This is a genomic window from Zoogloea sp. JDB1 (assembly GCF_056724025.1).
Window position 1 is genome coordinate 4,368,326 of record NZ_CM161496.1, and the last position, 24,516, is coordinate 4,392,841.

Consider the following 24,516-nt stretch of genomic DNA (forward strand, 5'->3'; position numbering starts at 1 on the left):
GAAGATTCCACCTCGCCCGGAGTGCCCATGCGTTTCCGCCCCCTGTCCGTAGTGACATTTCTCGTACCCTGCATGCTCCTCCTGACGGGCTGCGCGACCAGCACCATCAAGTCCAGCTGGCGGGACACCAGCGTGCCCGCCGTCACTCCACGCAAGATTGCCGTCTTCGTCTCCGTGAAGGACGACGAAAACCTGCGCATGATGGCCGAGAACCGGATCGTCCAGCGCATGCCCAGGAGCCTGCAGGCCACTGCCGGACATCTGCTCGATCTCGAACCCCGGCCCGAGACCGACAGCGTTCGTCGACACCTGATCGAAGGCGGATTCGACAGCGCCCTCATCGCCCGCCTGGTGTCCGTGGACAAGACACAGACCGTCGTTCCCCCGCAGACCCAGTTCGGACCCGACCCCTTCTTCTGGCGGATGGGGCCTTACTATCGGCCCTACTACAACCCCTTCTTCACCTACTACCCTTACACCCACGAAACCCCGGGCTACACCGTCGACACCACCCGCGTCGTCGTCGAGACCCTGCTGTACCGCCTGCCGGATGCCAAGCCGGTATGGTCGGCAGTCAGCGAATCCATCAATCCGGAATCGTCCATCCGCCTCGTGGACGAACTGATCGACCTGCTCGGCAAGCGCCTCAGGGACGAAGGGCTGCTACCGCCAGACTGAGAGCGAGCCACTTTTTTCTTCCTGAGCAGCACAAAACACCCCTATTCAGGTCAGGGGCATTGACCATTTCGGGTTCCAGCCTTAACATAGGATTCATTCTCATTTGCGAATGAATCCTGTTTTACATTCGCAAACGCAAGCCAGCCAAGCGATTAGACCCGCCCAGCCAGCCAGCGAAGAGGACACAGCCTGCCCGGCCATCAGGCCGCCCAGGTCACTGCCGACGCCGACTGACTGGAGCCCTTCGATGCACCGCCTCGCCCGGATTACCCTATCCCTATCCATGACCCTGCTGCTTGTGGCCTGTGGTGGAGGCGGAGGAGGAAGCAGCGGGGGAAGCGGCACAGACACCGCAACGAGCAACCTGTCCGCAGCCGCCCAACTCGGCGAAAAGCTGTTCAACGACCCGATCCTGTCGAGCACCGGCGCCATGTCCTGCGCCACCTGCCACGTCAAGGCCAACCACTACGCTGCCACCGACAGCCGCTCGGTGCCCGCCGGTGCGGATGCCGGCCACGAAGCCGGGCGTCAGGCCCCGTCGCTCAAGTACCTCAAATTCAATACGGCCTTCTACTTCGCCAAGGACGGCACACCGACCGGTGGCTTCACCTGGGACGGCCGCGCCAACACCCTAGGCGATCAGGCTTCGGGCCCCCTCCTCAACCCGAACGAGATGGCCAACACCAGCGCCGACGACGTGGTCGCCAAACTCAAGCGCTCCACCAATGCCGCGGAATTCATGAAGGTCTTTGGCAGCGACATCTTCAGCCGCCCCGCCGACGCCTTCGCCCGCCTGCAATACGCGCTCCAGCAGTACCAGCTGGAAGACGCCGATTTCGCCCCGTTCAGCAGCAAGTTCGACCTGTGGCTCGCCGGCAAGGCCCAGCTCACCGACGCGGAGATGCGCGGCTGGGCCCTATTCAACGACCCGAACAAGGGCAACTGCACAGCCTGCCACGTCGGCACCTCTGCGGACGGCCATCCCCCGCTGTTCACCGACTTCACCTATGACACGCTCGGCGTGCCGCGCAACATGGACATCAACGCCAACGCCGATGCCAGCTACTACGACCTCGGCCTGTGCGGCCCGGTGCGCACCGATCTGTCCGCCCGCACCGACCTGTGCGGCGCCTTCCGGGTGCCAACCCTGCGCAACATCGCCAAGACCGGCCCTTACTTCCACAACGGCGCCATCAAGACCCTCACCGACGCGGTTCGCTTCTACGTCCGTCGCGACACCAACCCCGAGGAGTGGTACCCCACCGACACCAGTGGCACGGTGCAGAAGTTCAACGACCTACCCGCTGCCTACCGCAAGAACGTGAATACCGTCGAGGTGCCGTACAACCGGAAGCCCGGCGACTCCCCTGCCCTCACCGAGAGCGAGATTGCCGACCTGGTGACCTTCCTGAACACCCTGACCGACGGCTACGCTCCCTGAGCCCATACCGACTTCCACATTGACGCCTGCTTGCTGATTCCGGAGAAACGATGATGAAGAGCACCCCGATCTGTCTGGCCCTCGCGGCCCTGTTTGCCACCGGCAGCGCTCATGCCGCAACCGACACCGAGCTGATGGCCAGGCTCGAACGCCTCGCGGCCGAACTCGAAGCCGTCAAGGCTGAGCTGAAGACCGTCAAGGCCCAGGCAACGGCCAACCAGGCTCCAGTTGCAGCCGCCACCGCCTCTGCGGCTCCGGTTCCAGTTGCCGTCCCGAGCCCCGCCGCGGCACCTGCGCAGGCCTACCAGGCGCCCCTGGCCGTCAGCAGCTCCAGCGGCCAGACCAGCTTCTTCGGTTACGGCGAAGTCAATTACAACCGCCCCTTCCGCGATCAGAGCAACACCCAGATGGACGTCCGTCGCGCTGTGCTCGGCGTGACTCACCAGGCTTCCGAGCGCACCCGCATCGTCGCCGAATTCGAGTTCGAGCACGCCATCGCCTCCTCCTCCGATCAAGGCGAGGCCGAAGTCGAACAGCTCTATGTCGAGCACCGTCTCAATGACAACGTCGGCCTGAAGGGCGGCCTGTTCCTGATCCCCCTCGGCTTCATGAACCTCAGCCACGAGCCGACCTCCTACTACGGCGTGGAACGCAACTTCGTCGAAACGGCCATCATCCCAACCACCTGGCGCGAGGTCGGCATGTCCGCCTTCGGCGTGACCGATGCCGGACTGCGCTGGGACGTCGGCCTCACCAGCGGCTTCGACCTCAACAAGTGGGACGGCACCAGCACCGAGGGCAAGGAGTCGCCCCTCGGGGCCCTGCACCAGGAAGGCCAGCTCGCCAAGGCCAACAACCTGTCGGCCTACGGCGCCGTCAGCTGGCGCGGCACCCCCGGCCTGGACGTGGGCGCCGGCGTATTCTCGGGCAAGGTCTCCCACAAGAACACCGCTGCGGACAGCACCAAGGCCGGCCTCTACGCTCCCGATGCCCGCGTGACCCTGTGGGACGCCCACGCGCGCTGGACGCCCGGCAAGTGGGATCTGTCCGCCCTGTACGCCCGCGGCACCATCACCGACACCAGCGAGTTCAACCTGCAATTCGCCGGCGGCACCCTGGTGCCCAAGTCCTTCTACGGCTGGTACACCCAGGCTGCCTACAAACTGTGGGAAGGCGGCGAATACCGTCTGAGCCCTTTCGCGCGCTACGAGGTGTTCAACACGGCAGCCAACTACGCGGCCATGCCGGCGGGCCTGGAGACCGACTCCCAGCGTGACGAGAAGGTCGTGACCCTCGGCGCCAACCTGCGTGTCGGCGACAACGTGGTGCTGAAGGCCGACGTGCAGCGCTTCCAGCTGGAGCGCACCCGCGATCGCCTGAACCTGGGCATCGGCTATCAGTTCTGATCCGGAGACGAACGCGGTATCCTCCCACCCTGCCCGGCGGCTCTCCCCGACCCGCCGGGTTTTGTGCTTTCAACGAAGGAACAATGATGAGCAAGTCCTGTGACAGCTGGAGCACGGTCTCCCTCGTCAGCCTGGCCAGCGCCGGCCTGAGCGCCCTCTGCCCCCCCGCCGTCGAGGCGGCCCAGTACATGAGCGTCGAGCAGGCCGAAAAGGCGGCCTTTCCCGACGCCGACCGTTTCGATGCGCGTACGCTGCGCCTGACGCCCGAACAACTCCACAGCCTCGACGCCGTGGCCAGCGTGCGCCAGCGCGGGGAAGTCCGGCAGATCGATGCCTGGGCGGGCAACAAGCTGCTCGGCACGCTCTACGTGGACGATGTGCTGGGCAAGGTCGAATGGGTCACCTACGCGGTGGCGATCGGTGCCGATGGCGCCGTCCGTTCCCTGGAGATTCTCGAGTACCGCGAGACCCACGGCTACGAGGTCCGCATGCCGAGCTGGCGCAAGCAGTTCGCCGGTCGCCGCCTGGAGACACCCTTCCATTTCGGTGACGACATCAAGAACATCAGCGGCGCCACCCTGTCCTGCTCCCACCTTACCGCTGGTGTTCAGCGCCTTCTGGCATTGCACGCCCAGCTCGCCAAATCTCGATGAGCACCTGCACCTTGCGACGGATCCGTCCGTGGCTGGGGACTTATGTACATATCGACGTAACGGCGGCGAATGACCGCGTCGCCGAAACGGCGCTGCACGCTGCATTCGAGGAAATCGCGGCCGTTCACCAGGCAATGAGCTTCCACTCGCCGGACAGCGACGTATCTCGGCTGAACCGGGAAGCCCATCTGCACCCCGTGGCCGTGAGCGCCGGCACCCAGGCCGTGCTCCTTGCAGCCCGCCGCTTCGCACAGCTGTCCAGCGGTCTCTTCGACCCGACGATCGCCCCGGCACTGGTGCAGCGCGGGATGCTGCCCAGCCCCGCGGCACCCGATGCCGACAAGGAAGCGGGCTGGGAAGACATCGAGATCGACGAAGGCGGCAGCGTGCGCTTCCGGCGCCCCCTATGGATCGACTTGGGCGGCATCGCCAAGGGCTACGCCGTGGACCGGGCGATCGACGCCCTGGAACGCCTCAGCGTGCAAAATGCCTGCGTGAATGCCGGTGGCGACCTCCGCCATTTCAGCCGCCAGGGACAACGCCATCCGCTGGCGGTCCGGCATCCGGACGATGCATCCCGGTCCGTTCCTCTCGGCCACATTGCAAACAAGGCGGTTGCCAGTTCGGGCAACTTCCTTCTCGGGTGCCGCGGCGGTCAAATGGACGCGTCGCCCATTGTTCATCCCTGCCACGGCGTTGCACAATCCCGCCCGCGCAGTGTGACGGTGATTGCCGGTACCTGCTGTGAGGCCGACGCGCTGACCAAGATCGTCAGCCTGCTTGGCCGGGCTGCCAGCCCCCTGCTGGCCGAACTCGGCGCCAGCGCCGCCATCATCGAGGCACCGGATACCCTCCAGGCCAGCCCCGGCTTCTGGTCGGCGCTGGGCCATGGCGCCCCCTTAGGACGACAGCCTCTTCATGCATGAACATCCGCACTCACGGCCCCGCAAATCCGTCCGCCCCGGGCGCCGACAACGCCATGCCGTCCACCTGAGCACCATGCTGCTGCTTGGGAGCGGCATCGCCTGGATGCTGGCCCACTACCTGCTGCCGTTGCCGGAAGATGCCGCCCGCCATCCCGTTGAACCCTGGGCGATGCGCGTACATGGCGCCGCAGCCATGCTCGGACTGGCCGTGCTGGGCAGCATCTGGACGACCCACGTACAGCCCGCTTGGCACCGGGGCACCCATCGACTATCGGGTGGCAGCCTGTTCCTGCTGTGGGCCGTCCTTATTCTTAGTGGCTACGGCTTGTACTACCTTGCCGATGAATCGCAACGAGCGACAAGCAGCTGGATCCATATGAGTAGCGGAATGCTTCTGCCCTTCGGCCTGCTGCTGCACATCATTCAAGCCGTCAGGGCACGCAAGCGCCCGGTTTGAGCAGCTCCAGCTCAACTTCCATCAGCCGCGGCCTGCTCGTGCCGACGGTAGTGCACGACGGCGGGCGTGACAAGCGCAACCCCCAACACCACAACGAGGATTAAAGGCCATAGGACGGGGGTATTCCACTCCGCACGCTTTCGCTCCCTGGCCTCCACATCAATACGCTGGTACTTCAGCGTATTGCGGATGATTTTTCCGGGCTTCCGGTTGTAGACCCAGCCGTGCTGCAGCGTGTAGGCCTTTTCGTAAAAGCCCCAGACCCAGGGCGCGTCATGCTGCAGGATGGCCAGCATGCGCTCGATGATGGCGGTGCGCTCAGGGCCGTCCGGCATTGCCTTCATGCGATCGAACAGACGATCGTATTCTGGGTTCTCGTAATTCGACGCATTCTCCCCCTGGCTCTTGACCTTACCCTGGGCACCATGGAGCAGGAACAGGAAGTTCTCCGGATCGGGATAATCAGCGTTCCACCCCCAATAGAAGAGTTGGGCGTTGCCCTTGCGGATCTTGTCCTGGAAGCGGTTGTAATCGGTCGCCCTGACCACCAGTTGGATATCCAGTTTCTCCAGTTGCTTGGAGAGCCAGTCGACGGAGGACTTGTCTCCCAGGCCGGTACCGGTGGTGTCGAGGTTGATCACCAGCGGTTCGCCAGTCTTCTCATCCCGCCCACCCGGATACCCCGCCTCGACAAGCAGGCGGCGAGCCTCATCCACAGACTTGCGGCTGGGTTTGCCATCGACCCAGTCATAGACATACGGGTTGATCCCGGCCTTGCCCTCCCGATACCCCGAAATGCCCGGTGGAATCGGATGCATGGCTGGCAAGCCACGTCCATTCAGGAATACGGAGATGAACTCCTCTTGGTCGATGGCGATCGACAGGGCTAGCCGAAGCTTGCGGGCCCGTTCGCCATTGCCGCCCACAACCGGGTCGAGCATGTTGAAGCCCATGTACATCACGCTCGGTGCCACCGATGTATTGAGCTTGATGCCCTTGGCCGCCATCTCGTCGGACAAGGTCACATCGCCTTGCCCCCCCATCTGTACCGCCTGATCGAAGTTGTCCGACGAGACGCCGGATGCATCGTAGTAGCCCTGCAGGAATTTGTTCCAGTACGGGATGCTCTCTTTCTCCCGAGTAAACACCACCTTATCGACGAACGGCATCACCTTGCCACAGTCGGCGAGCAAGCCCGCCTCTCGATCCCCCCGCTCTCCATCGCAGGGATAGGTCTCCCCATGGAAATTCGGATTTCGAGCCAACACCATGCGCGCATTGGGATTGTTCTCCAACAACATGTAAGGCCCGGTTCCAACCGGCCACCAATCCAGCGTCAGATTACGTTCCGCCATACCAGGCTGGGAGAAGAATCGATCGGCTTCATATGGAAGCGGTGCAAAGAAACTCATGGCCAGCCAGTAAGGAAACTGAGGGTATGTTCCCTTGATGCTGATCCGATAGGTGTAACGATCAACCACCTCGATGCCGCTCAAAGGGTAGCGGCGCAGATCGATCCATCCCCCTGGCGGAGAAATCCGACCCGCCTTCTCATCGGCCAGCAGACGCGCCTGCAGATCCTTCAGACCAATAATGTAATCGCTCATCAACTCGAGCACTGGTGAATGCAGGCGAGGGTGAGCCAGACGCTTGATCTGATACACGAAATCATCAGCGGTCAGCTCACGCGTACCTGTCTCCGGAAAATCACCGAGCCCACGCTTCTCTGCAAGGTCCTGTTCCCGCAGCCGCCAATAAACAGGCTCGCCCTTCGCGTCCACTGCAAAAGCCGGGTGAGGCTGGTAGCGAATCCCAGGCCGGATGTGAATCTCGTACTCGCTGCGCGCAATCCTGGCCGGATCGCTGCCCTTTGGCAAAAGATGTCCCTCCACATCGTATTCGCGAAGCACCGGCATCTGTGCGGCAGCCATCGGCTCCAACTGGAAGGGGCGCTTCAAATAGTGGTACTGCAGCGGCGGCTCGTAGATCTGGCTCAGGAAAATCGCCTCGTCTTCACTGTAGGACTGCACTGGGTCCAGATGCTTGGGACGCTGCGTGAACGCCGTGTAGAGGATGTTCTGCCCTCGCTCCGCCGCAGGGTACGGGTCGTTCCATACCTGGCCACAACCCACACTCACGAGAGCGAATAAGACCAGACAGAAATGAGAAATTGTCGTACGCATGGCACTAAGTCTAACGGATACCCCCTCGGTCCGCGGCAACGCACGTGCGGGAAGCATCCGTTATAATCGAGAGGTTATTCACTGGAGACACCTTACATGGGCTTTCTCGCCGGCAAACGCATTCTCATCACCGGATTGCTGTCCAACCGCTCGATTTCCTACGGGATCGCCAAAGCCATGCACCGGGAAGGTGCCGAACTTGCGTTTACCTATCAGAACGAACGCTTCGTCGAACGGGTTTCCAAGATGGCTGCCGAGTTTGGCAGCTCAATGGTTTATCCCTGCGATGTGCAGAACGACGACGAAATTGCCAAGTTGTTCGCCGACCTCGGCGCGCAATGGGACGGCCTGGACGGCCTCGTTCACTCCATCGCCTTCGCACCCAGTGAAGCCCTAGAGGGAGATTTCTTGGACAACGCCAGCCGCGAGGCCTTCCGGATCTCCCAGGAAGTCAGCGCCTACAGCTTTCCGGCACTGGCCAAGGCCGCCCGACCGTTGATGAAAGGACGCAATGGGTCGCTGCTCACCCTGTCCTATCTGGGCGCAGTACGCACCATGCCCAACTACAACATCATGGGTCTGGCCAAAGCCAGCCTCGAGGCAGCAGTTCGCTACATGGCCGTAAGCCTCGGACCTGAAGGTACGCGCGTCAATGCCATTTCCGCAGGCCCGATCAAGACGCTTGCAGCCTCCGGTATCGGTAGTTTCGGAAAGCTGCTGGCCTTCAATGAACGCAACGCGCCGCTGCGCCGCAACGTGACCATCGAAGAAGTTGGCAACGTCGCCGCATTCCTGTGCTCGGACTTGGCAAGCGGCGTCACCGGGGAAATCATGTACGTGGATGGTGGCTTCAACACCACGGCTTTGGGGAATCCAGACCAAGGCTGATCGCCACCGGTAGAAACAAAAAAGCCCTTGTTAAACAAGGGCTTTTTTTATTTCTACCGCACGGACATCCGATTACTTCTCTTTCGCCGGCTCCAGCGCTGCCATGTTGATCTTCACGTCATAACGCTTGCGCAGGGCAGCAACGTACGCAGAGAAGTCCTGCTCAGCCAGGATCCGCGAATATTGCTGACGCAAGGCATCAAGACGCGGGTCACTCTCAGCCAAGGTTGGGCGACTGACCTTCTCGATGCGGAAGATGGTATATCCAGCCCCCGGCACCTGAGCTCCAACGTAACTCGGGAGCTTGTCTACCGGAGCACGGAACACCGCTCTTACAGCATCCGGCGGCAAGTCCTGAGCGCCCCGCAGCAAAGCGTGGGACGCCCCCCACGCCAGTTCAAGCGAGTCGCCCTTAACGAGTTTGGCAAGCTTGGCAGCACCATCTGCCTCCGCCAGCTTGCTGGCCTCCTCGTTGATGAGCACCTTGGCGATATCGGCCTTCACCTCTTCAAACGGGCGAATGGACGACGGCTTGAACTCCAGTACCCGGGCAGCCACCATGGCTCCGCTGCCAACATCAACGGCTTCCGTGTTGCGCTTGTTCTTGATGCTATCTTCGGAAAAGAGTGCCGCGGCAAGCTTAGGATTATCAAACGGCGGCGCCACCTTGCCTTCCCGCGCGAACCAGTCGGTAGTACGGATCTGCAGCTTGAACTTCTCGGCTGCCGGCTTGAGACTATCCGCCTGCTCATAGACCGTATTGCTGAACCCATCGACCAACTCGGCAAACTTCTTCGCAGCCTCCGTGCGCTTGAGCTCCGTCGCGATCTCGCTTTTGACCTCGTCAAAGGCGCGCAACTTCTCTGCCTTCACGCCAGTCAGCCGAATGATGTGAAAACCGAAATCCGACTGCACGACACCCGACACATCGCCTTCCTTGGCCAGCGCAAAAACCGCCTCCTCAAGGGGCTTGAGCATTGCACCGCGGGCGAAATAGCCGAGATCTCCACCCTTATCCGCCGACCCCGGATCCTGGGAATTCTCCTTGGCCAGCTTCGCAAACTCTACGGGGCTCGCCTTGACCTGCTTGAGCAACCCTTCCGCTTTGTCTTTGGCTGCCTTCAAGGCGGCTTGGCCAGCTGCTTTATCGGCCTTAATCAGAATGTGACTCGCACGACGCTCCTCGCTTTGACGGAAACGCTCGGGATGGGCGTCATACTCTTTACGGAGATCTGCATCACTGGGAAGCAACTGGGAGGCCAGTTCGTCCTGATTGAGAACAAGGTACTCAGCCCGGACTTGGGCCGGCACTTCAAAACGCTTCCGGTTCGCTTCGTAGAACTTACGCTCGGCATCCTCGGGGAGCTTAACTGATGCTGCATAATCTGCAGCCCCCAGTCGCACCTCGCTAATCTGACGCTCCTCCTGCTGAACAGAGTAGACACCCTCAGCAGACTTGTGCGACACGAGGACACCTTCGGCCACGACACCGATCACCTGTTGCAAGGCCAGATCCTGACGCAAACGCGCCTCAAACACAGCCTGCGTCATCCCCTGTGCCTTCAGCACAGCCTCATAGCGAGGCAGGGAAAACTGCCCGTTATCCTGAAAGGCGGCAATCGATGTAATAGTGTCACGAACACGTTGATCCGATACCATCACATGCTTCTTGGCCAAATCAAGCGCCAGCAGACGCTGATTCACCAGGTTATCCAGTACGGCACGACGCGCCTCCGCCGTCTCCATCATCGCCGGATTGAAATTAGCCCCCAGAGCCGCACGCATGCGCTCCTGCTGCTCATGAAGCGCCTGCTGGAACTCAGCCTGGCCGATGGCTGAGCCCCCAACGGTTGCAAGCTCGCCACCACCGCTCATGTTGCGAACATAGGAATCCACCCCCCAAAAAGCGAAGGGCAACGTAATTAGGAGCAGAAAAACCTGAACGATCTTCTTGTTGTTGCGTACAGCATCAAACATGCGGGGTCCTTAGTTACTACGCTTATTGGCAAGCGACTCTCGGCTGGAGAATACAAAAAAGGCGAACCTCAGTTCGCCCTTTTTCTCGCCTTACATTCGTGTGATCGCCGTTTGAGCGAATACGGCAGGGAACGAGGAGCATGCCAGCCCAACGTTCAATCAAACCGTAGCCACTGCATGACTGGCCGAGTCTACATGCAGGAATCGTAGGGGACAAGGCCCAATGAATGGTGAAGACAAAAAAGAAAAAGGCCACTTATCGTGACCTTTTTTCATATGAAAACCTTGATTTTGTTGGCGGAGTGGACGGGACTCGAACCCGCGACCCCCGGCGTGACAGGCCGGTATTCTAACCAACTGAACTACCACTCCATTTCGATTCCAGCCATCAAGTGACTGGTGGGTGCTGACGGGGTCGAACCGCCGACATTCGCCTTGTAAGGGCGACGCTCTACCAACTGAGCTAAGCACCCGGACATCGAAGACTTCTCGAAATCAAGAGGGAGTCATTGTAGTGCATCTTTCAATGCTTTACCAGGCCTAAATTTAGGAATTCTTGCCGATCCAATCTTGATCGCGGCACCTGTCCGCGGATTTCTGCCACTTCGTGCGGCACGCTCCCCTACGTGGAAGGTCCCAAAACCCACCAGGGTTACCGTCCCACCCTTTTTCAAGGTTTGCTTGACTGCACCAATAGCAGCATCCAACGCTCGCCCCGCAGCAGCTTTCGAAATGTCGGCACCAACAGCGATTTGGTCGATCAGTTCGGATTTGTTCATACAAGCCCCCTCGTTATCAGACAAACAAACAGGAAACCCCGACGACAAATGCTGGCGCAATATTGCGAGACCGCGGATGCGCACAGAGATTGATTCTATATAGCGCGCTAAAAATCAGGATGTCAAGACAAGAGCCATGAAGACACCATCAGTAATGCTCAGCTCCCATCTCGGAAATACAAAAGACCGCGCAAGCGCGGTCTTTTGCATACATACGTTGCTCTGCAATGCATGCCCTTCTAGGGGCATGCCGCACATCAATCGATATGTTTAAGCTGCAGCAACAGCACCCATCGCCTTGATGGAGGCGGACAGGCGGCTCTTGTGACGAGCGGCCTTGTTCTTGTGGATGATTTTCTTGTCAGCGATGCTGTCGATGGTACGCTGGGAAACCACAAAAACTTGCTGAGCCACTTGCTTGTCACCAGCCACGACTGCCTTGCGAACAGCCTTAATAGCGGTGCGCAGACGCGAACGCAGGCTCATGTTGAGGGCGCGGGCCTTGACTGCTTGACGGGCGCGCTTACGGGCTTGTGCCGAGTTGGCCATCTTTGAGTAATCCTAAAATAAATGCATTAAAGGCGGGATTCTAATGGCAAGCGTGTTCTTCTTGCAAGGCCTTTCGAACCTTTCCCAAAACGAAAATGCCCCGCACGTTCCCGTGCGGGGCATTAAAACTACCTGAAAACTCAGATGCGCTCGAAGATCGTTGCGATACCCTGCCCGCCGCCGATACACATGGTCACCAGCGCATAACGGCCGCCGATGCGCTCAAGTTCGTACAGAGCCTTGGTCGCGATGAAGGCGCCGGAGCACCCAACCGGGTGGCCCAGGGCGATCGCCCCACCGTTCGGGTTCGTCTTCGCCGGGTCCAGACCAAGAACCTTCGAGACCGCCAGAGCTTGCGCGGCGAACGCTTCGTTCGACTCGATGACATCCATCTGGTCTAGGGACAGGCCAGCCTTCTTGAGTGCAAGACGCGAGGCCGGGATCGGACCTTCGCCCATGACGTCGTTCGGCACGCCAGCAACCGCGTAGGACACGAGGCGTGCGATCGGCTTGTAACCCGCATTGACCGCCGTGGAACCATCAGCCAGCACAAAGAACGCAGCACCGTCGTTGATGCCGGACGCGTTGCCGGCAGTCACCGTACCGTCCTTCTTGAACGCCGGCTTCATCTTGGCCAGGGACTCCATCGTCGTCCCACGCTTGACATGCTCGTCGGTATCGAAGACGACCTCGCCCTTACGGGTTTGCTTGACGATCGGGACGATCTGCGACTTGAAGCGACCTTCATCGATCGCCAGCGCAGCGCGGCGCTGGGACTCGACGGCAAACGCGTCCTGCTCTTCACGGCTGATACCGTGCTTGGCAGCCAGGTTCTCGGCGGTGATACCCATGTGGCCAACGCCAAACGGATCGGTCAGGACCGCGACCATGCTGTCGATAGCCTTGGTGTCGCCCATGCGTGCGCCCGAACGCAGCGCCGGCATCAGGTAGGCAGCCTTGGACATGACCTCGACGCCGCCACCAACGCCATAATCAGCATCGCCGAGCAGGATGTTCTGAGCAGTAGTGACGATCCCCTGCAGACCCGATGAACACAGACGGCCAACCTGCATCGCGACCGACTCCATCGGCAAGCCTGCCTGAATGGAAGCCACTCGAGGCACGTAAGCGTAACGGGAATCAGTAGGCATGCAGTTGCCCACGGTGACATAGTTGATCAACTGAGGATCCACGCCCGATCGGACAACCGACTCCTTCATCACGATGCCGGCCAAATCGCTCGAATCGAATTCTGCCAGCGCACCCCCAAAGGCACCAATAGCAGAACGTACTGCACTCAAAACCACCACTTCACGATTAGCCATGTGAACTCCTCCTCAGAATTGCTACGGTTAATTACCAACCCATCCGGCAACACCCAACAGCGCCAACACAAGACACAGCAGCACCAGCGTACGCCAGATCAGGCCGATAGTACTTTGCATAAAATCGGCGTCAGCTTCATCTCCGACACCCATTTCCGGACGCTCCAACACGTCTCCGGACTCGTGTACCGGCATCCCCAGACGTACCCCCAGAGCCCCTCCACCACTTGCGAGAAGGATGCCGGAAGTCTTGTCTTTCCACTGCGAAGCCTGGGCCCGCCAACAATACACACCATCCTCGAAATCGCCGACGATCGAGAAAGCGATCGCGGTCAGCCGCACCGGCAGCCAGTCAAGAATAGCGAAAATTTTGCGCGAGAAGTCTCCGAAGTCACCAAATTCGTCCGATTGCTCCCGGCTTCCCCACGCCTCATGGAAGAAATGCGCAAGTCGATAAAAGACAGCGCCGCTGGGGCCCGGCATCAAGATGAACCAGAAGGCTACCGCAAAAACATTACGGTGCGACGCAACCAGCGCTTCTTCGATTGCCAACCTTGCCACTTCGCTGGAGCTCGCACCATCATGACTACGCCCCCGCCACTCGGTGATCAGCCGCCTTGCCTGAGGAAGTTCCCCCATGCGCAGCGCCAACTGAATATCAGTAAAAAAATGGCTGACCTGACGGAACCCCATCGTCAGGTAAAGCACCAGCACATTGAAGGCAAAAGCCAATACAGGATGCACATGCCAAAGGATGAAATACATCAATGCCGAACTGAAGCAGGCGATAGTAATCGCCACCCACCACGCAACAGCGCCATGGCGTGCCTCACCGTCGTTGAAACGATCCTCGAGAAAACGGGCAAAAACGCCTAGGGGGGCCTTTACGAAACGCTCCACGGGGAGCGGACGAAGTTGCTCCAGGAGCAAGGCGGCAATCAGCGAAAACAGGGTCATGCGGCGGGGGGCTTTGATGGGCCCTCATGGTTCAAGCCTATAAGATATGGGCCACGATACCACCAAACTGACACAACACAAACGGAGAGGCTCATCTGAACAGGAAACGGTAAAGACTGACGAGCATTCCCGCAGTAGCCCCCCAAATGAAGTAGTCACCATAGGGCATCGCATAATATTCACGGCGAACACCGCGCACTTCGGTCGAATGCAGGCGATGATTTGTGTCATCCAGCAAGAATGCTAGCGGGACCTCGAAGGCCTCGGCAACTTCAAAGGCATCCAGCGCCAGATCCAGCGGAGGACTCACGAGCCCCACCACCGGCGTAACGTCGAAGCCCGTCCCGGTCCGGTACTGAGGCAGGCATCCAAGCAATTCCACCTTTTCGCGAACAAGGCCGATTTCTTCCTCAGTTTCCCGCAGAGCCGTATCGACCGGCGATGTATCGTGCGCCTCGACACGGCCACCGGGAAAGCTGACCTGGCCAGGATGGTGGTGAAGGTGATCAGCGCGACGCGTCAGCAAGACCGTCGGCTCCCGTTCGCGCAGGATGATGGGAACCAGCACCGCCGCCGGCGTCATCACGCCCCCCGCACCACTCTCCTCCACCGACACATCCTGCACGGCCCCTTCTGCAAAACAGGCACGCAGCCACTCGACCGAAGCAATTTTCGACAAATCGGGAGCCATCATCACAGAAACCGTCATCAATAACGTTGCCGCAACTGGAGACTGGGACCATCGTGCCGCATCTCCATGCGACTGAGGAAACTCATGCCAAGCAGCGCAAAGGGCATATCCGTCCCTTGCACGATACCGTCCACGTTGCGCAGGACGACATCGCCGACACGCACCGAATCCAGCTTGACCTTCCAGGCCTGCGCAACACCGTTGGCAGTCTGCATCATGACGGGTTCAGCCCTGCTGACATCGATGCCCGCCCTCGACGCATCCCCGCGCCCCAAGGATACATAGGTTGCACCCGTATCAACCACAAAACGGATTGCAGAACCATTGACAGAGCCCGGCACATGAAACTGTCCCCGGCTGTCCGCCTGAACAGTCACTGCAGCACGCCGTCCATCGCCACCAAGGTTCAAGGCCTGCTGCCCGACGATCAGTCGCTGGCGATGTCCATCCACCTCTACCACGGCACCATCGGCATCCACCGCGATGACCCTGACGCCCTCCTGCGTCGTGGCCCCGACAGACAGCGCACGGGGGCTCCCACCATTGACAACCACCAGGACCTTACCGGGGAAAACACCGGCCAATGCAACTTCCGTGGCGTCCGCTGGGATCGCTAGGCAGATCAAGAACACGCCGCTACACTGCAGCCAACGATCAATCAAGAGCGTCTTCATGAAACCAGTAGCAATCATTCGACATAGCAGAACGGAGGGACCAGGTCATTTTGCCACATTCCTGGATCGCCACTCCGTCCCATGGCAACTGTTCCGCATTGATGCTGGTGATGTTGCGCCAACACCGTCACTTACGGATGAATTCTCCGGCCTCTGTCTGATGGGTGGCCCTATGAGCGTGAATGATGATCTGCCGTGGATTCCACCACTGCTCGCATTCATCCGGAGCATGATCGACGCCGACCTCCCAGTGATTGGACACTGCCTGGGGGGACAATTGATCAGCAAGGCTCTGGGCGGGATTGTTACCCGCAATCCGGTCAAGGAGATCGGCTGGGGCCTCGTGAACGCCGTCGCCGGACCACAGGCATCCAGCTGGCTGGGTGACATGCAGCAGTTCGAGAGCTTCCACTGGCACGGGGAAACATTCTCGATCCCACCAGGCGGAACACGCATCCTTGCAAGCGCAGCCTGTCCCAACCAAGCTTACGTGGTGAGAGAAAAACACCTGGGCATGCAGTGCCACGTGGAGATGACCGCCGAGATGATTCACGACTGGTGCCAGAGCGGTGCAGAGGAGATCGCCGCCAGCCTTTCCCCTGCGACGGTTCAGACACCTGAGCAGATGGCTGAAAACCTTGACCACCGCCTGGCAACCTTGAACCGAGCTGCCGAGCAGTTGTATTCACGGTGGATCCAGGGGCTCAAGACAGGCACCTGAGGCAGCTCAGGCAAATAAAAACCGGCCGTAGGGCCGGTTTTTACTCATGGCGTCTCACACAAACGTATCGACCGTTCGCCCCACCGTAGCAGCAGGGTCTGCAGCCGCAGCAGGCTTGGGAAGCGCCTCCAGCAGTTGCGTCGCACTCTGCTGTTGCATGTCGAGAGCCTTGCGCAGCATGAGGATGGAGGTCGCATCCTGCGCCTGCACCTGTGACGTAGACGCCAGTGCGGAGATGCTCATCGCTCAGTCCCGGAAGTTACCGTACTGCAGAGGATAATCCGTCACATCCTTACGGACCAGGGTAATACACTCCTGCAGGACGTCCCGCTTCGCCCCGCTGACACGGACAGCCTCGCCCTGAATACTGGCCTGGACCTTGAGCTTGCTGTCCTTGAGCAGCTTGACGATCTTCTTGGATTGCTCCTGCTCGATACCGACCCGAACGGTGAGCTCCTGCTTGACCTTGTTGCCGCCGACCTTCTGAATGTCACCGTGCTTGAGGCAGCGCACGTCAATCTTCTTGGCCGTCATCTCGGGCAACAGGATCGCCAGCATCTGCTCCAACTGGAAATTACTGTCACCGTGCAGAACCAGGAGCTTCTCCTGCTGCTCTACGCGGGCGTCCGTGCCCTTGAAGTCGTAGCGGCCGGAGATCTTGCGATTCGCCCCTTCGACAGCGTTCTTCAGGGCAACCATGTCGACCTCGGACGTGATGTCGAAAGATGGCATGGACGCCTCCCTATCAGCCGAAGTAACAGACGTAGTGATAGGGCTCGCCGCTCACTTCGATGTCAAAGCTGGAATTGCCCGGCACATTGAAGCTCTCACCTGCCGCGGAGACCTTCCATTCGGTCTCGCCCTTGAGGCGATAGCGACAGGAACCGGCCACCGTCTCCATCACCTCCGGCTCGCCGGTGTTGAAGGTCAGGCTGGCAGGCAGGATCACGCCGACAGTCTTCTTGCTGCCATCGGCAAAGATGACCGTGTGGCTGACGCACTTGCCGTCAAAATAAACATTTGCCTTCTTGACGACGGCAACTCCATCGAACTGAGCGGACTGAGTCATATCTCTACCTTCACAAATTTATTCAATGCCTAACAGCTTCTGGATGATGCCCTTGGCCATGAAGCCGATGAAACCCACACCCAGCCCCACGAACATCCAGATCGCGCCGTATTTTCCCGCCTTCGACTCCCAGGCAAGATGGCCGATGATGAAAATCATGTAGGCAATCAAGCCGCCCACACACACCTTGAGGGAAATATCCTCAAACTGAGTTACGGTCAGACCGAATATCAGTGGGGCATTAGGGTCCATTTCTTTCGATCAGCCCCGCTTCGCCTTGGCGTTCGCAGCGATCCGCATGCGTAGTGCGTTGAGACGGATGAAGCCGTGAGCATCCTTCTGGTTGTAGGCCCCCTGATCATCCTCGAAGGTTGCGATCGTCGGGTCAAACAGGGAGTCAGTCTTGGAGTCGCGGGCGACAACGATCACATTGCCCTTGTAGAGCTTGATACGAACCCAGCCATTGACGGTCTGCTGGGTGTGGTCGATCAACGCCTGCATGGCCTGACGCTCGGGACTCCACCAATAGCCGGTGTAGATCAGACTGGCGTAGCGGGCCAGCAGATCGTCCTTCAGGTGGGCGACCTCACGATCCAGCGTGATGGACTCGATGGCGCGATGGGCACGCAGCAGAATGGTCCCGCCCGGGGTTTCGTAGCAACCACGGGACTTCATGCCCACGTAGCGGTTCTCGACCAAATCCAGACGGCCGATGCCATGCTTGCCGCCCAGCTCATTAAGCTTGGCAAGCAGTTCATGCGCCTTCATGCGGGTGCCGTTAATGGCAACCAGATCACCCTTCTCGAATTCGAGATCCACATACTCGGCAGCGTCGGGAGCAGCCTCCGGCGACACCGTCCAGCGCCACATGGACTCCTCGGCCTCGGCGGCCGGATTCTCCAGGTGGCGGCCTTCGAAAGAGATGTGCAACAGGTTGGCATCCATGGAGTACGGGGAGCCGCCCTGCTTGTGCTTCATCTCGATGGGGATCCCGTTCTTCTCGGCATAGGCCAACAGCTTCTCGCGGGACAGCAGATCCCATTCGCGCCACGGTGCGATGACCTTCACGTTCGGCATCAGGGCGTAATAACCCAACTCGAAACGCACCTGGTCGTTACCCTTGCCGGTGGCGCCGTGGGAAACCGCATCAGCCCCGGTCTGGCGGGCGATCTCGATCTGGCGCTTGGCGATGAGCGGACGCGCGATCGAGGTGCCGAGCAGGTATTCGCCTTCGTAGATCGCATTGCAGCGGAACATCGGGAACACGAAGTCGCGCACGAACTCTTCGCGTAGATCGTCTATGAAGATGTTCTCGGGCTTGATGCCAAACTGCAGCGCTTTGGCGCGCGCGGGCTCAAGCTCTTCACCCTGACCAAGATCGGCCGTGAAGGTGACCACTTCGCACTGGTAGGTGTCCTGCAGCCACTTGAGGATTACCGATGTATCCAGCCCGCCCGAGTAGGCAAGCACAACCTTCTTTACGTCGCTCATGTCCCGCTTTCCGAATATGAGTAATTGAGTCTTAACCGCTTCCGACCGCGCTACGCGCAGTCACCCTCGATCTTTCCGATCAGGAGGTATTCCATCAAGGCCTTCTGTACATGCAGGCGATTTTCCGCCTCGTCCCAGACGACGGACTGGGGTCCGTCGATGACCTCTGCGGACACTTCTTCGCCACGATGAGCCGGCAGGCAGTGCATGAACAGGGCGCCAGGATTAGCCACCTTCATCATGTCCTCATCCACCTGCCAGTCAGCGAAGTCGCGCATCCGCTCTTCGTTCTCTGCCTCGAAACCCATGCTCGTCCACACGTCCGTGGTCACCAGGTCGGCACCGCGGCAGGCGTCCATCGGGTCGTCGAAGTGCGCATAGTGATCCGTGCCATACAAACCAGCCCGCTCCGGTTCGACTTCATACCCCGGCGGCGTGGACACACGGACATGGAAATCCAGCACTTCGGCCGCCTGCAACCAGGTGTTGCAGACGTTGTTCGAATCCCCGACCCAGGCCACCGTCTTACCCTTGATCGAACCACGATGCTCGATGAAGGTGTAGATGTCTGCCAGGATCTGGCAGGGATGGTATTCGTTGGTGAGCCCGTTAATCACCGGCACCCGCGAATACTCCGCAAAACGCTCGATGATGGACTGCTCGAAGGTACGGATCATAACGATATCGCTCATGCGCGAAATCACCTGCGCCGCATCCTCCACCGGCTCACCGCGCCCCAACTGGGAATCCCGCGTGTTCAGGTAGATCGCCGATCCGCCGAGCTGCTGCATCCCAGCCTCAAAGGACAGTCGCGTCCGCGTGCTAGCTTTTTCGAAGATCATCACCAGCGTTCTGTCAAACAGCGGATGATGAGGCTCGTAACGCTTGAAACGCTCCTTGATCCAGCGAGTGCGGGAAAAAAGATAGTCGTATTCGGCGCGGGAAAAGTCGTTGAACTGTAAGTAATGTCTCGGTGCGTTCATGGCACTCGTTCTTCGTTATTGTGCTGCTAGAAATCCCTTGATGAGCGGCGCCAACCCCTCCACCAACGTCGCGGCCTCCCGTTCGCTGAAATTCAACGACGGTAACAGACGCACAACCTTGTCGGCGGTGACATTGATCAGATAACCCGCTTCAAGAGCCTGCCCCACGAGTGCGCTGCAGGGACGATCGAGCTCGATACCGATCATGAGACCGGCCCCCCGGATTTCAAGTACGCCGGGAACACCCTTGAGAGCCTCACTGAAGGCGTCACAAATATGACGCCCAACCCGCTCAGCATTTCCAAGCAGATCGTCTTCGTCGATAACAGATAAAGTGGTCAGCGCCGCAGCACACGCCAGCGGATTTCCACCAAATGTGGACCCGTGATTACCGGGCTGAAAAACACTCGCGGCGCGTCCGGAAGCCAAGCACGCGCCGACCGGAACGCCAGAGCCAAGCCCCTTTGCAAGGGACATCACATCCGGCTTCACACTTGCATTCTGATGACCGAACCACTTGCCGGTCCGCCCGACGCCGCATTGCACCTCGTCAAACATCAGCAACAGCCCACGCTCATCGCACAGCGTGCGCAAGGCCTTCAAATAATCATGCTGAGCGACATGAATACCACCTTCACCCTGAACGGGCTCAAGCAGAATTGCCACCACGTCAGTCCGGCCTTCGAGGCTCCGCTCCACTGCGGCCAGATCATCAAAGGGAACCCGCAAGAACCCCTCTACCAGCGGCTCGAAACCGACCTGCACCTTCTTGTTGCCTGTGGCGGACAGCGTAGCAAGCGTACGGCCATGGAAGGAATGCTCCATGACGATGATCACGGGCTCAGCAACACCGTGCTTGTACCCATAAAGCCGAGCCAGCTTTATGGCTGCCTCATTGGCCTCACAGCCAGAATTGCAAAAGAACACCTCGTCCATGCCCGACAGCTCGGCCAACTTGTCGGACAACGCCTCCTGTAAAGGGATCACGTACAGATTCGAGGTGTGAATGACACGAGACGCCTGCTCGGCGATGGCCTTAACCAACCGGGGGTGGTTGTGCCCCAGAGTCAACACGGCGATTCCGGACAGAGCATCGAGATAACGTTTGCCGGATAGATCAAACAACCAAGACCCCTCCCCGTGGCTGAATGCCACCGGAAGCCGTCCGTACGTGTTCATCAGGTGAGACATGAAGCAACCTTGTCGATGTTCGCCACTCATTGACGCAGACAACCGCGTCGGAGCCAGAAAGGCGAAACGGCGACTTTCGCCGCCGTCGAATAAAGAAAACCGCTCAAGGATTCTAAGTGATATCCGTCTTGTTGTACAGGAACACGGCCGCAGCCTATCGGCGCCCCACCAACATTTGGCACGTGCCTCAGCAAACCGGCCGACTAACGCTCATCGAGACAGCTCATCTGCCACGGGAGGCGCAACCTCCTCTTCAACCGAACCAGACTCCGTCGATACAGCAGACTTCCGTGGCAAGGCCTGCCACTTTCCAACCTTTTCCAGCTTTTGCCTCAACCCCGGCAACTGATAGCCCATGCCATACGCTGCGTGCGCCGCTGTCAATGCCTCATCATACCGCCCAAGGGCAAACCACCCGAGGCCAAGGTTGTATTGTGCATTGGGATTATCCGGCGGCACTGACGCCTGAGCCGCTGTAAGCTGCGCGTCGGCACCTTTCTTATCTCCAGCCTCTGTCAGCCATACACCATAGAGCAGATGAACCACCCCGTCATTCGGAGCAAACCTGAGTGCCAAATCGAAGTAGCACTCTATCGAACGCTCCATTCCAAGCGGCTTATGAGTCCTATCCCTCTTTGCCAACCTAACGAGCGCTGCGAGGGCTCGGTGGTGATTTGGAAAATGGCTTAATACGTAGGCCAAATCCGGGCCGACAGTCGCGGCAGTCACCCCTCGCACCAGAGCCTCCACCTGTGGCGAGAAATGGTACTTCTCCACGACATGCAACACATCATTAGCCGGAGGCGTCCGATAATCGAATGGACCGGTCATCGGGGGCTCCAAAGGTAAACAGCCCCAGTTGTCTTCTGCAAAGGCTACCCCAGGAAACACACCGAGCACCGCCAAGCCTACCGCCAAGGTCAAACAGCTTCCGAGCCTAGTCTTTCTCATACGCCCCCACATTTCAATAAGCCCCTGGTTCAACCCGCATCACATCAAATCGCCCCCATGACTGGCGGAGTAAGTTGCTGTGCATTGACATGCAGAAAATTCTGGGCCAATCGAAGCGAAAAACGTGTCGGGGTACGCTCCCACGGCGTAAAGCGAGGCAATTCAAATCGATCGCTTTCCTTACCGATAGAGCCCCTCGACGTGGTAAAGGCCGCCTCGTAACCCGCGCGTCTAATAATCCGCACGTCCCGCGCCAAGTAATCCACCCCTGGCTTTCCGTTAGGGTAAGCAAAGAAACGCGGCGGCTCCCCCAAAATCTGCGTCAGATGCGCCCGATTCAACACGACTTCGTTTTCTGCAGCCTGATCATCGAGAACAGCCAAGATAGGGTGATTCATCGTATGGCCGCCAATTTCCATCCCCCCATCTCGCAGAGCGCGCAGTTGCTCCGATGACATCATCAGATCAACGGGTCTATCAACCTGGGTTTCCGAGATCAATCTCACCAATGCCTCTTCACGCGCCTGCAAGGACAGATATTTGACCTTGAGCAAGACTTCGTTCGTTACGCTCCTCCGCCGAGGTAGATCGGCGATGTTTACCCTCCCCAGACCAAGCCATTCCAGATCGATCTCGTCCAGCTGCGTGCGCCTCAGGGACTCAATGACCAGATCATTGAACATTACGCCACCATCCAGATAGCCGCTGGCAATAAAAAATGCCGCCTCCAGGCCATGTTTGCGCAAAATCGGGTATGCAACAGTGAAGTTATCCGCATAGCCGTCATCAAAGGTAATAACCAATGCCCGCGGGGGCAACCGCCCATCCCGCCACAAGGCAATCGCCTCTCCTAACGGCAACACATTAAAACGCCTGACCAAGATGCTCAAAAGCTCATCAAATTTCTCGGCGTAGACTTCCGATGGATAAAATGGATCCTGCACCGGAAAGACCCGATGAAAGATCAATGCGCTGAGCCGGGTAGCTTGCCCACGAAACAAAGACGCGACACCATCGCAGACAAGGGGTAAGACGGAAATGGACACTCAGCTAGACCTCTTCAGCAAAACATCGGCATTAGCGAAATATGGTTGAAACATCACGCCTGACTTTCCCTGCCAGCCATGGTGAATACAAGCAGACCGTAAAACGGAACCACCACTCCACTCATCGTCTAACGCTTGACGTGACTCACAACATACCGGCTCTTTCCCGATTTCTCAGGTGGAATCTCGGGCACTTCTGAGATATCCACTTGCACAGCCCCTCCTAACCTAGCGGCGAAGTCACGACGGATACGCTGACGCTCAGGTTCCCTGAAACGCTCGTCGACGACCACCAGAACTTCCGTTCGTTCAATGCTGTGCTGAACGATCTTGAAACGCTGAACCCCAGGCAAGTCACGTACAGTGTAGATCAGAGCCAGGGCATGGATGACTGTCCCGTCAGCTGCGACCACAAAATCAGTGGTGCGCCCCTGGACTTGGGACAACACCGGCAATCGCACTCCGCAGCCACACACTTGACTGCCCATCACGGCCACATCGCCGGTGCGATAGCGAACAAAAGGAAAACCCCGCGTGGCCGTGTGGGTAACCACAATCTCACCAGCCGTGCCAGCTTCGACCGGACGCCCCTCTGAATCAATGATCTCCACAATAATGTCTTCGGCCGACAGATGAAGACTGCCATGCGAACACTGATGAGCGATAAAACCCGCATCGCGTGAGCCATACCCGTTTGCCACCGGGCAGCCGAACACTTCAGTGATGGACTTCTTCTGGTGATCGTAGAGCATCTCGGAAGTGACAAAAGCCACCTTGATCCCCAGATCATTCATTGGAATTCCCCATGACCGAGCCTTCTCGGCAATATGGGCGAAGGCCGACGGATAGCCGAAAAGCATGCGCGGCCGCAACGAACGAATGGTCGCCAGCATGTCGCGAACCTTGTCATCCGACATTTCAAATGCCGGTAGCAGCGTAGTCCGCAAGATACGGTCCCGCACAGCCCTCACGCGATCCTGGGCCCCCAACTCGATGGGGGACCCCCACAACACGACCTCTGGATCGCCGATATCCACTCCCCACCACCGGGTAGCCCGCCACTTGGCGGCAATATCATGGCTCTTGCGCTCTTTACCTACGTAGAAAATCAGCGGCTCTCCGCTGGATCCCCCGGTGTTAAAACGCATCAGACCGGTCGCATCGTCGGCGTGTAGAATTTCGGCATTCTCGCGAATCACCGGCTTGGTCATGAACGGCAGCCGCTTCAGATCCTCGACACCACGGCACGCAGCTGGATCGAAGCGCAGTTCCTTGAATTGCTGCCGAAAGTAAGGAACATGGGTTCCGATATCGATCAGAAAACTACGAAGACGCTGTGCCTGAATCGCCAGTATCTGCTCCAGCGGCAGATACTGGCTCCTTTCCAACTCATGCAGAGATTGCACCGAAGTATGGGACTTCAGTTTTTCATGAAGCGGGAAGATCACTCCCGAACACAAACGTGTGTACAAACCCATTT

At 59.1% G+C, this 24,516-nt stretch carries 26 protein-coding genes and 2 tRNA genes; 8 read left to right on the plus strand and 20 right to left on the minus strand.

Annotated features, from left to right (window positions below; genetic code table 11):
* Positions 1 to 27: 27 nt before the first annotated feature.
* From AC1PPK_RS19785 to AC1PPK_RS19810, 6 genes are all read left to right on the plus strand, one after another.
* On the plus strand, positions 28 to 678 hold the full coding sequence (locus tag AC1PPK_RS19785; protein ID WP_481114725.1) for a DUF4136 domain-containing protein: 651 nt from the start codon (positions 28 to 30) through the stop codon (positions 676 to 678).
* A 247-nt stretch (positions 679 to 925) separates the two neighbouring features.
* Positions 926 to 2,119, plus strand: coding sequence for a cytochrome-c peroxidase (locus AC1PPK_RS19790; RefSeq protein ID WP_481114726.1), 1,194 nt, complete (start codon positions 926 to 928; stop codon positions 2,117 to 2,119).
* Between the two features lie 50 nt (positions 2,120 to 2,169).
* On the plus strand, positions 2,170 to 3,525 hold the full coding sequence (locus AC1PPK_RS19795) for a porin (protein ID WP_481114727.1): 1,356 nt from the start codon (positions 2,170 to 2,172) through the stop codon (positions 3,523 to 3,525).
* A gap of 86 nt (positions 3,526 to 3,611) precedes the next feature.
* On the plus strand, positions 3,612 to 4,178 hold the full coding sequence (locus AC1PPK_RS19800) for an FMN-binding protein (protein WP_481114728.1): 567 nt from the start codon (positions 3,612 to 3,614) through the stop codon (positions 4,176 to 4,178).
* On the plus strand, positions 4,175 to 5,104 hold the full coding sequence (locus AC1PPK_RS19805; RefSeq protein WP_481114729.1) for an FAD:protein FMN transferase: 930 nt from the start codon (positions 4,175 to 4,177) through the stop codon (positions 5,102 to 5,104). Before AC1PPK_RS19800 ends, AC1PPK_RS19805 begins: the two co-directional genes overlap by 4 nt.
* A 73-nt stretch (positions 5,105 to 5,177) precedes the next feature.
* Positions 5,178 to 5,561: a hypothetical protein gene (locus tag AC1PPK_RS19810; protein WP_481114730.1), complete on the plus strand. Its 384-nt coding sequence runs from the start codon at positions 5,178 to 5,180 to the stop codon at positions 5,559 to 5,561.
* An 11-nt stretch (positions 5,562 to 5,572) separates the two neighbouring features.
* Here AC1PPK_RS19810 and AC1PPK_RS19815 read toward each other — a convergent pair whose 3' ends face one another.
* Positions 5,573 to 7,744 carry an ABC transporter substrate-binding protein gene (locus AC1PPK_RS19815; RefSeq protein WP_481114731.1) on the minus strand — a complete coding sequence of 724 codons (2,172 nt, stop codon included), beginning with the start codon at positions 7,742 to 7,744 and terminating at the stop codon, positions 5,573 to 5,575.
* Between the two features lie 96 nt (positions 7,745 to 7,840).
* On the opposite strand from AC1PPK_RS19815, the gene fabI reads away from it, so the two are divergent.
* Positions 7,841 to 8,632 carry an enoyl-ACP reductase FabI gene (fabI, locus tag AC1PPK_RS19820; protein WP_481114732.1) on the plus strand — a complete coding sequence of 264 codons (792 nt, stop codon included), beginning with the start codon at positions 7,841 to 7,843 and terminating at the stop codon, positions 8,630 to 8,632.
* A 72-nt stretch (positions 8,633 to 8,704) separates the two neighbouring features.
* Here fabI and AC1PPK_RS19825 read toward each other — a convergent pair whose 3' ends face one another.
* The 9 genes from AC1PPK_RS19825 to AC1PPK_RS19865 all read right to left on the minus strand — a co-directional run bounded on the left by AC1PPK_RS19825 (position 8,705) and on the right by AC1PPK_RS19865 (position 15,584).
* Positions 8,705 to 10,609, minus strand: coding sequence for a SurA N-terminal domain-containing protein (locus tag AC1PPK_RS19825; RefSeq protein ID WP_481114733.1), 1,905 nt, complete (start codon positions 10,607 to 10,609; stop codon positions 8,705 to 8,707).
* A 295-nt stretch (positions 10,610 to 10,904) separates the two neighbouring features.
* Positions 10,905 to 10,981 (minus strand) — tRNA-Asp (locus AC1PPK_RS19830).
* Positions 10,982 to 11,006: 25 nt separating this feature from the next.
* Positions 11,007 to 11,082: transfer RNA gene (locus AC1PPK_RS19835), tRNA-Val, on the minus strand.
* Between the two features lie 33 nt (positions 11,083 to 11,115).
* Positions 11,116 to 11,388, minus strand: coding sequence for an HU family DNA-binding protein (locus AC1PPK_RS19840; RefSeq protein WP_481114734.1), 273 nt, complete (start codon positions 11,386 to 11,388; stop codon positions 11,116 to 11,118).
* A 270-nt stretch (positions 11,389 to 11,658) separates the two neighbouring features.
* Positions 11,659 to 11,937 (minus strand): 30S ribosomal protein S20, encoded by a 279-nt coding sequence (gene rpsT, locus AC1PPK_RS19845; RefSeq protein ID WP_481114735.1) that lies wholly within the window; start codon positions 11,935 to 11,937, stop codon positions 11,659 to 11,661.
* A gap of 140 nt (positions 11,938 to 12,077) precedes the next feature.
* Positions 12,078 to 13,262, minus strand: a complete 1,185-nt coding sequence (locus AC1PPK_RS19850; RefSeq protein WP_481114736.1) for an acetyl-CoA C-acyltransferase family protein — start codon at positions 13,260 to 13,262, stop codon at positions 12,078 to 12,080.
* Positions 13,263 to 13,289: 27 nt separating this feature from the next.
* Positions 13,290 to 14,219, minus strand: coding sequence for a CobD/CbiB family protein (locus AC1PPK_RS19855; protein ID WP_481114737.1), 930 nt, complete (start codon positions 14,217 to 14,219; stop codon positions 13,290 to 13,292).
* A 91-nt stretch (positions 14,220 to 14,310) separates the two neighbouring features.
* Positions 14,311 to 14,928 (minus strand): CoA pyrophosphatase, encoded by a 618-nt coding sequence (locus AC1PPK_RS19860; protein WP_481114738.1) that lies wholly within the window; start codon positions 14,926 to 14,928, stop codon positions 14,311 to 14,313.
* A complete protein-coding gene (locus AC1PPK_RS19865; protein ID WP_481114739.1) occupies positions 14,928 to 15,584 on the minus strand; it encodes a retropepsin-like aspartic protease family protein in 657 nt (218 codons plus the stop codon). Before AC1PPK_RS19865 ends, AC1PPK_RS19860 begins: the two co-directional genes overlap by 1 nt.
* On the opposite strand from AC1PPK_RS19865, the gene AC1PPK_RS19870 reads away from it, so the two are divergent.
* Positions 15,583 to 16,305, plus strand: coding sequence for a type 1 glutamine amidotransferase (locus tag AC1PPK_RS19870; protein ID WP_481114740.1), 723 nt, complete (start codon positions 15,583 to 15,585; stop codon positions 16,303 to 16,305). The genes AC1PPK_RS19865 and AC1PPK_RS19870 overlap by 2 nt on opposite strands.
* 54 nt (positions 16,306 to 16,359) lie before the next feature.
* Here the strand turns inward: AC1PPK_RS19870 and AC1PPK_RS19875 are convergent, their stop codons facing one another.
* From AC1PPK_RS19875 to AC1PPK_RS19920, 10 genes are all read right to left on the minus strand, one after another.
* On the minus strand, positions 16,360 to 16,548 hold the full coding sequence (locus AC1PPK_RS19875) for a putative motility protein (RefSeq protein WP_481114741.1): 189 nt from the start codon (positions 16,546 to 16,548) through the stop codon (positions 16,360 to 16,362).
* A 3-nt stretch (positions 16,549 to 16,551) separates the two neighbouring features.
* Positions 16,552 to 17,037, minus strand: a complete 486-nt coding sequence (locus AC1PPK_RS19880) for a YajQ family cyclic di-GMP-binding protein (RefSeq protein ID WP_481114742.1) — start codon at positions 17,035 to 17,037, stop codon at positions 16,552 to 16,554.
* Between the two features lie 13 nt (positions 17,038 to 17,050).
* The gene (ppnP, locus tag AC1PPK_RS19885; protein WP_481114743.1) at positions 17,051 to 17,374 is read right to left on the minus strand and encodes a pyrimidine/purine nucleoside phosphorylase; all 324 of its coding nucleotides are present in this window, start codon (positions 17,372 to 17,374) and stop codon (positions 17,051 to 17,053) included.
* 18 nt (positions 17,375 to 17,392) lie between these two features.
* A complete protein-coding gene (locus tag AC1PPK_RS19890) occupies positions 17,393 to 17,626 on the minus strand; it encodes a DUF2788 domain-containing protein (RefSeq protein ID WP_481114744.1) in 234 nt (77 codons plus the stop codon).
* Positions 17,627 to 17,635: 9 nt separating this feature from the next.
* Positions 17,636 to 18,865, minus strand: coding sequence for an argininosuccinate synthase (locus tag AC1PPK_RS19895; protein WP_481114745.1), 1,230 nt, complete (start codon positions 18,863 to 18,865; stop codon positions 17,636 to 17,638).
* 50 nt (positions 18,866 to 18,915) lie between these two features.
* On the minus strand, positions 18,916 to 19,848 hold the full coding sequence (argF, locus tag AC1PPK_RS19900; RefSeq protein WP_481114746.1) for an ornithine carbamoyltransferase: 933 nt from the start codon (positions 19,846 to 19,848) through the stop codon (positions 18,916 to 18,918).
* Between the two features lie 15 nt (positions 19,849 to 19,863).
* The gene (locus AC1PPK_RS19905; protein ID WP_481114747.1) at positions 19,864 to 21,039 is read right to left on the minus strand and encodes an acetylornithine/succinylornithine family transaminase; all 1,176 of its coding nucleotides are present in this window, start codon (positions 21,037 to 21,039) and stop codon (positions 19,864 to 19,866) included.
* A gap of 210 nt (positions 21,040 to 21,249) precedes the next feature.
* On the minus strand, positions 21,250 to 21,870 hold the full coding sequence (locus AC1PPK_RS19910; RefSeq protein ID WP_481114748.1) for a tetratricopeptide repeat protein: 621 nt from the start codon (positions 21,868 to 21,870) through the stop codon (positions 21,250 to 21,252).
* 164 nt (positions 21,871 to 22,034) lie between these two features.
* Positions 22,035 to 23,036, minus strand: coding sequence for a polysaccharide deacetylase family protein (locus AC1PPK_RS19915; RefSeq protein WP_481114749.1), 1,002 nt, complete (start codon positions 23,034 to 23,036; stop codon positions 22,035 to 22,037).
* A 128-nt stretch (positions 23,037 to 23,164) separates the two neighbouring features.
* The gene (locus AC1PPK_RS19920; RefSeq protein WP_481114750.1) at positions 23,165 to 24,514 is read right to left on the minus strand and encodes a phenylacetate--CoA ligase family protein; all 1,350 of its coding nucleotides are present in this window, start codon (positions 24,512 to 24,514) and stop codon (positions 23,165 to 23,167) included.
* Positions 24,515 to 24,516 lie beyond the last annotated feature (2 nt).

What these genes read in the sequence shown, in the direction of transcription:
- AC1PPK_RS19785 (WP_481114725.1), top strand. Translation starts at nt 28, where the DNA reads ATGCGTTTCCGCCCCCTGTCCGTAGTGACATTTCTCGTACCCTGCATG.
- AC1PPK_RS19790 (WP_481114726.1), top strand. Translation starts at nt 926, where the DNA reads ATGCACCGCCTCGCCCGGATTACCCTATCCCTATCCATGACCCTGCTG.
- AC1PPK_RS19795 (WP_481114727.1), top strand. Translation starts at nt 2,170, where the DNA reads ATGATGAAGAGCACCCCGATCTGTCTGGCCCTCGCGGCCCTGTTTGCC.
- AC1PPK_RS19800 (WP_481114728.1), top strand. Translation starts at nt 3,612, where the DNA reads ATGAGCAAGTCCTGTGACAGCTGGAGCACGGTCTCCCTCGTCAGCCTG.
- AC1PPK_RS19805 (WP_481114729.1), top strand. Translation starts at nt 4,175, where the DNA reads ATGAGCACCTGCACCTTGCGACGGATCCGTCCGTGGCTGGGGACTTAT.
- AC1PPK_RS19810 (WP_481114730.1), top strand. Translation starts at nt 5,178, where the DNA reads ATGCTGCTGCTTGGGAGCGGCATCGCCTGGATGCTGGCCCACTACCTG.
- AC1PPK_RS19815 (WP_481114731.1), bottom strand. Translation starts at nt 7,744, where the DNA reads ATGCGTACGACAATTTCTCATTTCTGTCTGGTCTTATTCGCTCTCGTG.
- fabI (WP_481114732.1), top strand. Translation starts at nt 7,841, where the DNA reads ATGGGCTTTCTCGCCGGCAAACGCATTCTCATCACCGGATTGCTGTCC.
- AC1PPK_RS19825 (WP_481114733.1), bottom strand. Translation starts at nt 10,609, where the DNA reads ATGTTTGATGCTGTACGCAACAACAAGAAGATCGTTCAGGTTTTTCTG.
- AC1PPK_RS19840 (WP_481114734.1), bottom strand. Translation starts at nt 11,388, where the DNA reads ATGAACAAATCCGAACTGATCGACCAAATCGCTGTTGGTGCCGACATT.
- rpsT (WP_481114735.1), bottom strand. Translation starts at nt 11,937, where the DNA reads ATGGCCAACTCGGCACAAGCCCGTAAGCGCGCCCGTCAAGCAGTCAAG.
- AC1PPK_RS19850 (WP_481114736.1), bottom strand. Translation starts at nt 13,262, where the DNA reads ATGGCTAATCGTGAAGTGGTGGTTTTGAGTGCAGTACGTTCTGCTATT.
- AC1PPK_RS19855 (WP_481114737.1), bottom strand. Translation starts at nt 14,219, where the DNA reads ATGACCCTGTTTTCGCTGATTGCCGCCTTGCTCCTGGAGCAACTTCGT.
- AC1PPK_RS19860 (WP_481114738.1), bottom strand. Translation starts at nt 14,928, where the DNA reads ATGACGGTTTCTGTGATGATGGCTCCCGATTTGTCGAAAATTGCTTCG.
- AC1PPK_RS19870 (WP_481114740.1), top strand. Translation starts at nt 15,583, where the DNA reads ATGAAACCAGTAGCAATCATTCGACATAGCAGAACGGAGGGACCAGGT.
- AC1PPK_RS19865 (WP_481114739.1), bottom strand. Translation starts at nt 15,584, where the DNA reads ATGAAGACGCTCTTGATTGATCGTTGGCTGCAGTGTAGCGGCGTGTTC.
- AC1PPK_RS19875 (WP_481114741.1), bottom strand. Translation starts at nt 16,548, where the DNA reads ATGAGCATCTCCGCACTGGCGTCTACGTCACAGGTGCAGGCGCAGGAT.
- AC1PPK_RS19880 (WP_481114742.1), bottom strand. Translation starts at nt 17,037, where the DNA reads ATGCCATCTTTCGACATCACGTCCGAGGTCGACATGGTTGCCCTGAAG.
- ppnP (WP_481114743.1), bottom strand. Translation starts at nt 17,374, where the DNA reads ATGACTCAGTCCGCTCAGTTCGATGGAGTTGCCGTCGTCAAGAAGGCA.
- AC1PPK_RS19890 (WP_481114744.1), bottom strand. Translation starts at nt 17,626, where the DNA reads ATGGACCCTAATGCCCCACTGATATTCGGTCTGACCGTAACTCAGTTT.
- AC1PPK_RS19895 (WP_481114745.1), bottom strand. Translation starts at nt 18,865, where the DNA reads ATGAGCGACGTAAAGAAGGTTGTGCTTGCCTACTCGGGCGGGCTGGAT.
- argF (WP_481114746.1), bottom strand. Translation starts at nt 19,848, where the DNA reads ATGAACGCACCGAGACATTACTTACAGTTCAACGACTTTTCCCGCGCC.
- AC1PPK_RS19905 (WP_481114747.1), bottom strand. Translation starts at nt 21,039, where the DNA reads ATGTCTCACCTGATGAACACGTACGGACGGCTTCCGGTGGCATTCAGC.
- AC1PPK_RS19910 (WP_481114748.1), bottom strand. Translation starts at nt 21,870, where the DNA reads ATGACCGGTCCATTCGATTATCGGACGCCTCCGGCTAATGATGTGTTG.
- AC1PPK_RS19920 (WP_481114750.1), bottom strand. Translation starts at nt 24,514, where the DNA reads ATGGGTTTGTACACACGTTTGTGTTCGGGAGTGATCTTCCCGCTTCAT.